Source organism: Anaerotruncus sp. 1XD42-93 (genome assembly GCF_009917605.1).
Taxonomy (GTDB): domain Bacteria; phylum Bacillota; class Clostridia; order Oscillospirales; family Ruminococcaceae; genus Anaerotruncus.
This window is the reverse complement of sequence record NZ_QZEG01000028.1, coordinates 25,423-36,695: the sequence shown is the minus strand read 5'-3', so window position 1 is coordinate 36,695 and position 11,273 is coordinate 25,423. Positions and strand designations below refer to the sequence as shown.

Genomic DNA, 11,273 nt, shown 5'->3' with positions numbered 1-11,273 from the left:
GCCAGTTCCAGCAGCGCAGAAATATTCCCATTCCGTTCAATCTTCCCCGATCTCGGCTCCATCACCCCAATGACCGCCTTGAGCAGCGTCGATTTTCCCGCGCCGTTCGTCCCGATGATCCCCAGCATATCCCCCTTTTTCAGCTCAAACGAGACATCTTCCACCGCCATAAACGTTTCCACATGGTACTGATGCTTCAGATGCCGCATCGTCCATTCCTTCAATCCAATATCCTTGAAATCTCCGATCTTATAGCTGATCGACACATGCTCCGCTTTCAACATTGTTTTCATCGCAAACCCTCTACTCAAACATAATACAGGAACTCATGGTTGTACTTTTTGTACATGTAAGCCCCCACCGCAAAGGCTCCCAGCGCATACGCCGCCGCCAGCAGATGAAATCCCAGCGACGGGATCGCTCCATCAATCACGATCTTCCGGAAATAGCGGATATACAGATAGATCGGGTTCGCCAGAAACAGGAGCTGGGCAGTTTCGCTGTAGACATCGATCGTATAGAAGATGGCAGATAACCACATTAACAGCTGGGTCAAGATGCCCCACAGATACTGCATGTCCCGGAAGAACACGAACAGTGCCGACAGGATCAGGCCCACCCCCAGGTTGAACACAATCATACACACCACCGGATAGACCAGCAAAAAAAACTTCCAGGTGAACGGGATTCCGTCAAAGGCTGTAAACGCAAAAAAGATCAACAGGGTCAGCCCGAAGTTGATGAGCGACGACACGTTCTGAGAAAATAGAAACAGATACTTTGGTATGTTCACCTTAGTGAAGATTCCCGCGTTTCCCACCAGCGAAGTCATTCCTAGATTAGTCGCATCCGTGAAATACGAAAACACCAGCTGTCCGGCGAACAGATAGATCACATAATGGTTGACATTGTTGCCGAACAGGTTGCTGAACACCAGCCACATAATCAGCAGGTTCATCAGCGGGGACAGGATACTCCACGCCATCCCCAGGATCGTCCTCTTGTATTTTTTCGCGAAGTCCCGTTTGACCAGTTCCCCGAACAAAAACTGGTGCTGTTTTAGCCTCTGCAGCATGTTTGTCGTTTCCTTTCTGGATTATTTTGTTGTTTCTGTAGCCTGTCCATATCCATTAAATTAATGATCCCAAACTTTGAGAGATGGGCCTTCTTTGAACAAATCTCTCTTACCCCTCCGAATAGATACAGAATAAAAAATTTGTTTCATTATTGCTTAAAATAAACCTTTGGCAAGACTATGGGATATTATATCATAAAAACTGTGAAATGACAAGTAGTGGAACCTGTTTTTCACAGAAATCTGTTCTATAGAAAATAGATCAAAAAGCCCCTCTTCAGCATAACGTCCTGCTGAACAAAATATCCAGCAGGACGTTTTCCACTATTCAAATCGTTGGACCAATTGGTAAACACGCGGATCAAAATAATCAGGCGGGGTATAAAGATCGGTACCCTGTCCGTTTTTTCCATAGAGCACCCCGGCGATCGCCAGACGTTCAACGTCCACTTCAGGAATCTCCCTAGCCCGGATTTGCTCTCGCAGGCCGGCTTCCCGGACAGAACGCCTTTCTTCCATCCCGGCAGTCAGACCTGCACAGCTCTCCAACAGCACCGCCTGTTCCCAACTGGTGAGCTGGCCGAAACTCTGACTGCTCATAAAAAGCCAGAGCGGCTCCATTCTGTGGTAGCTGTTGATGAACCGCACCCGTCCGGACGAATGTTCCAAGCTCAAAACCTGGTCGAGGGTCACCTCGATCGCGCTGACTGACACCGATTCGGATTTTCCATCCTCGGCGGGCAGTTCCACCCGCTCCCCCAACCGCAACGCACTGGTGTAAGGCAGGACCCGCACTCCCAATGCCTGAAAAACAGCGGATTCATCCGCACTCCCCACAGACATCGCCGCAGTCACTCCGCGAAAGTCTGTCGCTGTGCGCAATTCCTGCCCTCCTGTGACCAAATGGCTGCTCCCATTATAGAATGCGACCATTGGAAAGATTCCCTTTTCACTGAGCCGCTGTTCCAAAATCTGCCTAACCTCTTCCGAGTTGAGCGCACTGGTCATGTGGTGGCCGTTATCGAACAGGAACGGCAGGGAAAACATCGCAAATAACCGGTCTGCGCGGGCAATCTGCGCATTGTTCAGCAAAACCATGTCCGCTTCTTCCCGGCTGACCGTCGTGTCATTTGGATAGCCGAGCTGCACGTCGACGGTCAGCGCACCCCCGCTCATCTGCTCGACCGCATCAGCGAATTCGTCAACGCATACCAAAACATTCCGACTCAGGTTCCGGTTTACCTGCAAAATCAACGTGTGGGTCTGCGCTGGGGAGGAAAGCAGCGTGGGACTATGCATCTGCTGCCCGCATCCACAGAGAGCCACCGCCAGCCCCACAGCCATGGCGATCAACCTGCGGCTAATCATCCCGCGGCGGCATCCGCTTAACCCTCTTGGGCGGCTGCTTGGGAGGTTCCGGATCAGGTTCGGGGTCCGGCTGATAGACCATCGCGTCAACCACTGGTTCCTCCGGCTCAGAAGACTCGACCGGTTCTTCTGCCTCCTCCTGCGGGTCCGGCTCCGCCGGAACAGGCGCAGGCAGCGGATAGAGCGCCAGGTGGCGCAGCCCGTCGATGCAGCGGATGTGATAAGGCGTAAAAACTGCGAAGCTATTGTTTGCAAAGACCAGCTCGTTGATGCCGTTCTGCTTGATGAAATCGACCAGCGGGAACTCGAAATACCGCTGATCCACCACATAGACCTCCTCATAGTGGTTGATAAGGAACGGCGCAAATGCATTGCCGAATGACTCCTTCACCACAAGGATTTTGCGGCCATTTTTGATGTTGGTGGTAGCTTTGATCAGCGGGAAATCTCCATGCAGGAAAACCGAATAGCAGTTCGGGCTGACCGCATACTCCCCCCACAGGGAATGCTCTTTTGCAGTGTAGGGGTCCCCACGGTCATACCGTACCGCTTCGTACTCCTGCGGGAAAATGTAATAATCCACATAATCCGGAGTTTGCAGCAGGGTGCTGTCCTGCGTCTGGGCATACATCGTGCCGATAAAATTGTCCAGGCGGCGGGTTTCACAGTCCTCCAGGCGGATCGGCTCTAAGCCTGCCTGCTCGCAGAATGCAGTATATGCGTAATATGCCCCCAGACCGGTCCAGTGATGGTCGGTACGGAAATAAAGGTATTTATCCCGGTTCTCTGCCAGCTTGGACCATGCATCCACCTTCTTGATCGACGCATCCTCCTTGCTGTAAATATGGTCGATTGCATCCTTCTGGGACGCAGACATATCCGCATATTTCTTCGGGATATAGAATTCGCTCGCTGTCGGGATAATCATATTGTAAATCTGCACCGTAGGAAGCTCGCGGTGATAGGTGTTGAGTACCTCCGCATACCATTCCCCGTTGGAATAGCTGGTGCCGAACAGCGACATCGCCATCCCCTTATAGACAAAGATGCCGTTGCTGACCGTCGTCGGTTCCCCATCGTCCTCCAGCGGCTCCAGTGTGAATGCCTGCGAGGAGGAAGCCTCAGAGGAACTGTCCTCAGACGAACTGCCATCCGGAGAAACCGCTGGGAGGCTGTTCCCGGATGGAGGCGGTGTCGGATTCTTGTTCTCAGGCAGGGACGCATCCGCTGGGATATCCTGCACCTCTCCCCCGGGCGGCTGCACGATCCGCACATCATCCATCCGGATTCCGCGGCTTTCATCCACCACTGCCGACAGGGTCACCAGCCACTCACGAAACGGAAACGTATCTGCAAAATAGGTTTCGATGTCGCGGGTCAGCGAGCCTTTGAACAGGCTGGATGCTGAAAATTCCGGCATCTTGGCCAGGTCGCGCTTCTCAATCTGTGAAAAAACCGGCTTTTCCATCGCAAACGAACCGACGCAGAAAGCTGCCAACATTCCGCATAGCACCATGATGTTAAACGCAGAAATCCGGCTCAGGCTTTTACCCGGCACCTTGAGATGCACCAGTTCATAATAGCGCTCGATCTCCTCTTCGGCAGTCGGGCGGGCGGGTTTTACGGTTGCCTTTTTCCTTTCTGGACTCTCCTTCTTCCCGGTATTTCCGCTGCCCGGAGAATACCGGAACTGTTTTGCTTTGTTCTTTTTTCTCATTGTTTTCCCCCGTCAGAATCTGTAATACAAAAATGGATTGTAACTCTGCCCAACCAGTTGAGCGGTGCAGACCACAAGCAGTGCAAAATTGATAAACGTCTGACCACAGAGCAGCACCCGCATGTTTCCGACCGGAAGCCGCTCGGAGACAAACCGTTTGAGCATCTTGACAATTGGCATACAGAAGAATACCGCCAATGCTACCCAGAAGATATTATTCAAAATGCTGAGATGGACATGGCTGTCCCACAGTCTGTGCCCTTCCAAACCAAACATGATCGAAAGGTAACGTCCCAGCCGCGAGGTGTCTGTAAAATAGAAGATCACCCAGCCGGTAACTGCCACGATCAGCAGATAGATATGTCCAACACATTTCGGCAGCTTCTCAAGCCACTTCCCGAGGAACAGCCGCTCGCACAGGATAAACAGTCCGTAATAGACTCCCCACAGGATAAAATTCCAGCTTGCCCCATGCCAAAGCCCGGTGAGGAACCAGGTAATCAGCAGATTGCGAATTGGGTGGACCCGGTTTCCTCCCAGCGGAATATAGACGTAATCGCGAAAAAAACTCGAAAGCGAGATATGCCATCTGCGCCAGAACTCGGTCACCGATTTTGAAATGTACGGGTAGTTGAAGTTCTCTTTATAATGGAATCCGAACATCCGGCCAAGTCCGATCGCCATATCCGAGTAACCGGAAAAATCGTAGTAAATTTGCAAGGTATAGAGCAATGCACCAAACCATGCCCCACCCACTGTAAGCTGGGAAAAATCGCTGTCAAAGAAATTGCCCGAGAGCTTGCCCGCAACGTTTGCAATCAGGACCTTTTTTGCCAGACCGAATACAAACCGGGTCATGCCCTCTGAAAAGGTTACCAGAGTGACCGACCGGCTGCGGATCTCGCGGGCAACATCCGCATATCGGATGACCGGCCCTGCGACCAGCTGATGGTACATCGAAAGATAGAGCAGATAATACGCCGGGTTCCTCTGCGGCTCGACCTCTCCACGGTAGACGTCCACCACATAGGAGATCGTCTGGAAGGTATAGAAGGAAATGCCAATTGGCAGTGCAAAAGCCGGAGGCGTAAACGAGGTATGCAGCAGAGCATTGAGATTTTCCACCAGGAATCCGCTGTATTTGAAGGTGCAGAGCAAACCGAGGTTGATGAGAAGCGAGGAACAGAGCGCAGCACGTGCGATCCACCCGCCTCGAAACCTTCCGATCAGCCGCCCATGCATATAGTCGAACATTGCCGAAGTCAGCAGAAGCAGTACCCAGACTGGTTCCCCCCACGCATAGAAAAGGAACGAAAAGCAGATCATCACCGCATTGCGGTAAGCGATCTGTTTCGAAAGAAAATAAAACAGCAGATTGAGCGGCAGGAACAGATAAATAAACAACAGATTGGCAAAAACCATGCGCAAACTCCTTAATGTAAAAAACACGCAAAAGCGCTCTAGACTCTATTATAATGCGTATGGCACAAAACTACAAGCCTTGAACGCAAAACTTTCCAATCTTACCATCCGCATCGCACCAACCAGACCTTATTATACACATTTCTCCCAAAATAATAAAGCACTTTTCTGTAATTTCTTCCCCGAATTTTTTCCTTTTTGAAATCCGCCCCCTCCCGCCGCTCCAGCCTGCCCATGAAATATCCGGTTCTCTTACCCAAAGGATATGCCGCGGGAGATAAAGCAGAACGCGCATCTTTTTCAGATGCGCGCCCCACTATCAGGATCGCCGGTTATTTTTTGCCAGTACCATTACAGTTCCAGCATTTTCCTTTGTTGCTGCGACAGTTTGCACAATCCTGTAGCTTCCCGCCCAGATAGGGATTTTCCATCAGGCCATCCCCATAGCAGGTAGGGCAGGTCCCAATTCCACTACAGACGTTGCATCCACTAGGAGCATCTGCCAAATCTGACGGCTGAAAAACACCCTCAAACTCGGAAGACATCTGCTTATGTGCCTGCAAATATGCTTTTGCCCGCGCCCGATCCATCGCGTCAATCTCCGCATCCGAGTAGCCCATTTCATTTAGGAGCGCCCGTCTCTGCTTGCCCCATTCCTCTCTTTTCAGCTGATAGTCTGGGTCCATGTAACTTCCAAGAAAACATTCAGAACATTTTGGATAGCCATCTCCTGCGCACTCCCGGCATGGAAAGAACGCTGCAAACATTGTAATATTGGGATCTGTTTTGTAGCCACTTCCATTGCAGCTTTTGCACTCTGTATCCGACCTGCCGCTTCCACCGCAAAACGGGCAGGAAATCAGCATCTGCGGAGATTGCTCCATCATAAGCAGATATTCTTCGTAGACCTGCTCAAATGGCCGTCTGTCCTTGGAACTCAATAAGTCAGACGCATCCGCTTTTACCAAGCTGTTGTGCTCCACATAGCCGCAGCCTAAAGCCAAAAAAGCCATAACGACTGTCAGAAAAGCCGAAAGAACCCGATATCTTGCACGCATCCCAATCCCTCCTTTTGTTTTATTTCTATTGTAACAGTATTTTTTATGAATTCCATCTTCAAAAGCTACAAAAGACGGGGCATTTTTTATTCACTTCCACAAAAGGCTTTTTGCCATTTCCCAAATGAGCAGGATTGAGATGGCGGAGACACAGGATCGTCTTTATCCGGCGCCTGTTTCAGCCAATTCAAAGGATTGGTGCGGCCCAGAAGGCATCCGCATTGGTGGTGACAATCTCAGGGCGCGACCATGGATACTGCACCTGATAGTTCAGTGGCACAAGCAGACGATCCTGGTTTCCTGCGGCATTATCCCCTTCGAAGCAAGCATTGGTGCGGCTGGAAAAACGGAACATATTCTTGGTCATATAGGCGCGGTAGTATTCCATTGAGAAGGGGGCACGGTTATGTCCGGCGGTCTCGTTGGCAACCAGAACCTGCCCGCTGACCAGCGCATCCCGCACCTGCGGAATACTTAAGTAGCTCCCGTTCTGATCCCGAAGCATCAGCCGGTAGGTTGGGTCGATCATCACCCACTGCCCCAGATCGCTCGACCACGCGTGCACGATTACATGGCAGTCCTCGCAGGGGTCTGTATAGGGCAGACACATCACCACGCGGGCAGGGATTCCATATGCGCGCAGGATCGCGGAAAACATTGCCGCCTGTCCGCGACACTCAATCCCTTCCGCCTGATCGGCATAATTCAGAATCGAAATCACATCGGTCTGTTCGGGCATCCCGGAAGCGCCGTCATGCGGGAACCGGTCGCAGAACACCTCAAGCAGCGCCTGCATCATCGCGACATCGCTGCTATACCCTTTTACAGCCGTATTGGCGAAATCTGCCGCATTCAGCAGCGCAGCAATTTTCTCTTTCTCATAAAGCTCGTAGGTAAATGGAATTGTGTCGCTGCCTGTCCCGAAGCTGGGGTATTTCGCCAGCCGTTCGGCCCAGACTGCGGGCGGCTCCCCCTCGAACAGATACTGCTCCTGCTGGTCCTTGATGTCCGGAGTGCTCGACATCCTGTACAGTTCGAATTCGTAAACCTTGTCATACTGCGCCACTGTACCAGCCAGTTTGGTGTCGTTTTCGGCCAGCGAGAGGGTCACCGTTGCTTCCCAGGTCCCTTCATTGAAGGTAAAGGTTGTCCCTTCCTTCGAAACCTTCCAGGAATTTGGCAGCATATAGGCCGCATCATAGGACTGGATCGTGATGAACAGTTTTGGCGTCTGAGCGTCATCTACGATGTTCAGCTCGATTGGGTCAAGATAATAGGCGGAGGAAGACAGCTTGGTCGGCAGGGAACCCGCCCATCTGCCGTTCAGCCTGCGAAAAATCTCCCCGGAACTGCCGGAAGGGGTCCATCCCCCGACAGACTCCGGCTCGGCCGGAGCGGCTTCTGCCCCGTCCACCGCAGGTGCTGAAACTGCTGGCTCCAGAATCGGCAGCGGCTCTGCCTGTGAAACCTGCGTCAATGCCTCTGACGGAATCCTGCTCTGCGCCGAAGCCCCAATAGTCATCAAAGCAGAAAAGGGAGAGGCTGCTGCCTGTACCCCCATTCCCGCCAGACACAGCGCGGCCAATATCGGAGCGGCCCGTTTATGTAAATGGTTCATTGTGGCGTTCTCCTTTCCAGATAGATGGTATTTTCCATGCCGGAAACTACCGGCTTATTTATATAGTGTAACAAACTCCACATATTACTGCAAGCGGAATCTGTTTCCTGCAAAATGATAAAAAGTTTGGAAAGTGGGAAACGGAGCTGCCGACAGCTTTGCGATACCGTCAGCAGCTCCGCTCATCCGGGTCAGATGTCCCGGGAAGACACAGGGAAAGATACGAGGGAGTGTATTTTTTCGCAAGGAAAAAACATCCTGTATAAGATATGGAACGGGTTTTAAATAGAGATCGCGTCAGCAATCCGATAAAGCTGCTCATCGAACTTACGCTTCATGTTCAACGCTTCCAGGATGTCCAAATCAACGATCTCACCGCCACGGCTGACAATCACACGATTTCCAATCCCCTGTTCGAGGAGCTCAACCGCACGATAACCCATATGGCTCGCCATGACACGCTCACGGGCGGTCGGGACGCCGCCGCGCTGTACATGCCCAAGAACGGTCGCGCGGGACTCCACGCCTGTACGCTCTTCCAGTGTCCGCGCCAGCTGATGTACGTCCCCGCCGATGCTGTCCTTGACCCCTTCCGCAACAATAATGATAAAATGCTTTTTGCCGGTATTCAGGGTTCTCTGCATCTTCTCGATAATCCCGTCGATTGTGAACGGCATCTCAGGGACAAGGATCGCCAAAGCGCCGCAGGCGATACCGGCGTGCAGGGCAATGTCTCCGCAGTGGCGGCCCATAACTTCAACGATCGAGCAACGGTCATGCGACTGGGAGGTATCACGCAGTTTATCGACCATGTCTACGACTGTATTGATCGCGGTTGCAAAACCGATGGTATCGTCGCTCGACGCAATATCGTTGTCGATGGTGCCGGGCAGCGCAATACAGGGAACCCCTTTGAGCGACAGGTCGCGCGCACCGCGGAACGATCCGTCACCGCCGATGACGACCAGGCCGCTGATCCCGATTTCCTCGCAGACCTGCCGACCGCGCTCAACTCCCGCATCGTCACGGAATTCCGGGCAGCGCGCGGTATAGAGCACTGTACCGCCGCGATGCAGAATATCGCAGACGCTGCGCAGATTCATCTCAACCATATCCCGGGCCAGCAGGCCGCTGTACCCTCTACGGATGCCGATGACACGCATTTTCTTATAAAGTGCACTTCTGACGACCGCGCGAACCGCTGCATTCATACCCGGTGCATCTCCGCCGCTGGTCAAAACGCCGATTGTCTTCTGTCTGTTATCCATTTTGTTACGACCTCCATCCAAATGATCGAAAGGTTTGTTAAACTTATATCATTTACCATTATATTCGCCATTATACTCGATTCACCCGCATTCTTCAAGACAGTGGACGAAAATTTATCGCATTTTACGAAACCACCTGCAAAACCGGCAAAAAGCTGTTCACTTTGTCCTGATCCTCATCCGTGTTACACCTTGCTCCGTTTCTTTTCCTGATACAGCATACTGTCCACCCGCATATAGGCAGATTCAAAACTGTCCTCCGATTCGGTCAGCGCCGCGCCGATACTCCCGCTGAACAGCTTATCGGTACCCGGAATCTCAATTTTCAGGATGTCCCGCAGCTCATTAATCCGGGTACTGACCTCATCTGCATCCGAAACCGCATACAAAAATACGACAAACTCGTCCCCGCCAATCCGCCCTGCATCTCCACCATACTGCTCGGAAAATTCTTTCAGGATGCGCCCGGTCTGCTCAAGCACAAGATCCCCGGTATAGTGGCCATAGGTGTCGTTGACCTGCTTGAAATTATCCATGTCGATGATGAACATGAGCCCACGCTCGGAATTGCGCTTGCCAATCAGGTAAGATTTAATCTTTTCCTGAATGGTATATTTATTATACAGCCCTGTCAGCTCATCAATCTCAGCTTTCTGGCGCAGTGCTTCCATCTCCACGCTTTCCTTGTCACAGTCCTTTATGGTGCCGATCAGCTGCACCACCTTCCCGGACTGGTCCTTCACTCCGCAGAGCTTCATTATACACCAGATATACCGCTCATCCTTTCCATACAGCCGCACCTTCTGTTCTCTTAAAAGCGCATCCTGCCTGCAATCCAGGAGCATCTGTTCGATCAGCTCTGCATCATCCGGATGAAAGATTCCGCCTTCTTTAATCCGTTCCAAAGCGCGGCTCCGCGGGATATCGGCTGCAATCTTATCCTCCCAGTTCATGGAATAGGTCACCGCATCCTCTTCCACATTGATCTCAAAGATAATGTCCGTCAGCTGCGAAAGCAGAATTTCGCTCCTGTTGGCATTTTTCTGAAGTTCCTCATAGGCGTCCGTCTGCTCATTGATCCGGATAAAAATTGCCTGTATCCACATCTTGCCTCTGGAATCCCTGACCGCTTTCATATAGGCCGAAACGAGGATTATCCGCCCGTCTTTGCAGTTGATATGATAGGAGGTATTCCGGTTTCCTCCCTCCAGAGAGATGTGCAAAACATCTTCCCTGAACCGTTCCCGCTCCTCTGGAACGATAAGCTGTGCAAAATCCGTCTGTTTCTTCACCGTCAGCTCTTCTTTGGTATATCCTACCAGTTCAGAAAAGACATCATTGGAAGAATTGATTTCAAAGTTTCTGGATGCACTGAAACTGCATAAGCCCTCCAGCATCTGCGGCCAACCTTCCCGGATGCCGTTTGCCCGATCCTGCACCATTCCCTGCGGCTGCAAATCCGGATGTCGGGATCCGTTTTTCAGAAAACTGCCCGCAAAGCCTGCCGCAATCGCCCGGGTCCGATCCCGGTTGAATACCCAGACCCGGGCGAACAGCACCAGAGCAAAGAGCAGAAGCGCAACAAACGATTCCGGCCAGTCAAAATCGAATTCGAAATCCCCGAAATCATAGCATTCGGATACTGCCCACATTCCAACGGCGATGGTCAGAAGGTTCAAGCCCAGACTGATTTTTCTGACCATCCTGTTAACATTTCCCTTATCTCCATGCTGCATGTGCCTTCAAC

The 11,273-nt window shown here is 51.8% G+C and carries 9 protein-coding genes; all 9 read right to left on the bottom strand.

Going from position 1 to position 11,273, the window contains the following annotated elements:
* On the bottom strand, window positions 1-293 hold a 293-nt coding region (locus D5269_RS10945; RefSeq protein WP_120483767.1), incomplete at its 3' end, for an ATP-binding cassette domain-containing protein.
* Window positions 294-307: 14 nt separating this feature from the next.
* A complete protein-coding gene (locus D5269_RS10940) occupies window positions 308-1,075 on the bottom strand; it encodes an ABC transporter permease (RefSeq protein ID WP_120483766.1) in 768 nt (255 codons plus the stop codon).
* Window positions 1,076-1,399: 324 nt separating this feature from the next.
* Complete coding sequence (locus D5269_RS10935; RefSeq protein ID WP_120483765.1) at window positions 1,400-2,443, bottom strand: hypothetical protein; 1,044 nt, start codon at window positions 2,441-2,443, stop codon at window positions 1,400-1,402.
* Window positions 2,436-4,160 (bottom strand): DHHW family protein, encoded by a 1,725-nt coding sequence (locus tag D5269_RS10930; RefSeq protein WP_016315302.1) that lies wholly within the window; start codon window positions 4,158-4,160, stop codon window positions 2,436-2,438. Before D5269_RS10930 ends, D5269_RS10935 begins: the two co-directional genes overlap by 8 nt.
* Before the next feature lie 12 nt (window positions 4,161-4,172).
* On the bottom strand, window positions 4,173-5,582 hold the full coding sequence (locus D5269_RS10925) for an MBOAT family O-acyltransferase (protein WP_016315301.1): 1,410 nt from the start codon (window positions 5,580-5,582) through the stop codon (window positions 4,173-4,175).
* A 332-nt stretch (window positions 5,583-5,914) separates the two neighbouring features.
* Complete coding sequence (locus tag D5269_RS10920; protein WP_120483763.1) at window positions 5,915-6,640, bottom strand: hypothetical protein; 726 nt, start codon at window positions 6,638-6,640, stop codon at window positions 5,915-5,917.
* A 187-nt stretch (window positions 6,641-6,827) separates the two neighbouring features.
* Window positions 6,828-8,258 (bottom strand): transglutaminase-like domain-containing protein, encoded by a 1,431-nt coding sequence (locus D5269_RS10915; protein WP_120483762.1) that lies wholly within the window; start codon window positions 8,256-8,258, stop codon window positions 6,828-6,830.
* Between the two features lie 281 nt (window positions 8,259-8,539).
* Complete coding sequence (gene pfkA, locus D5269_RS10910; protein ID WP_120483761.1) at window positions 8,540-9,526, bottom strand: 6-phosphofructokinase; 987 nt, start codon at window positions 9,524-9,526, stop codon at window positions 8,540-8,542.
* 185 nt (window positions 9,527-9,711) lie between these two features.
* On the bottom strand, window positions 9,712-11,262 hold the full coding sequence (locus D5269_RS10905) for a GGDEF domain-containing protein (protein WP_120483760.1): 1,551 nt from the start codon (window positions 11,260-11,262) through the stop codon (window positions 9,712-9,714).
* Window positions 11,263-11,273 lie beyond the last annotated feature (11 nt).

Excerpts from the sequence above, each read along its gene's own strand:
- D5269_RS10940 (WP_120483766.1), bottom strand. The coding sequence starts at position 1,075 with ATGCTGCAGAGGCTAAAACAGCACCAGTTTTTGTTCGGGGAACTGGTC.
- D5269_RS10935 (WP_120483765.1), bottom strand. The coding sequence starts at position 2,443 with ATGATTAGCCGCAGGTTGATCGCCATGGCTGTGGGGCTGGCGGTGGCT.
- D5269_RS10930 (WP_016315302.1), bottom strand. The coding sequence starts at position 4,160 with ATGAGAAAAAAGAACAAAGCAAAACAGTTCCGGTATTCTCCGGGCAGC.
- D5269_RS10925 (WP_016315301.1), bottom strand. The coding sequence starts at position 5,582 with ATGGTTTTTGCCAATCTGTTGTTTATTTATCTGTTCCTGCCGCTCAAT.
- D5269_RS10920 (WP_120483763.1), bottom strand. The coding sequence starts at position 6,640 with ATGCGTGCAAGATATCGGGTTCTTTCGGCTTTTCTGACAGTCGTTATG.
- D5269_RS10915 (WP_120483762.1), bottom strand. The coding sequence starts at position 8,258 with ATGAACCATTTACATAAACGGGCCGCTCCGATATTGGCCGCGCTGTGT.
- pfkA (WP_120483761.1), bottom strand. The coding sequence starts at position 9,526 with ATGGATAACAGACAGAAGACAATCGGCGTTTTGACCAGCGGCGGAGAT.
- D5269_RS10905 (WP_120483760.1), bottom strand. The coding sequence starts at position 11,262 with ATGCAGCATGGAGATAAGGGAAATGTTAACAGGATGGTCAGAAAAATC.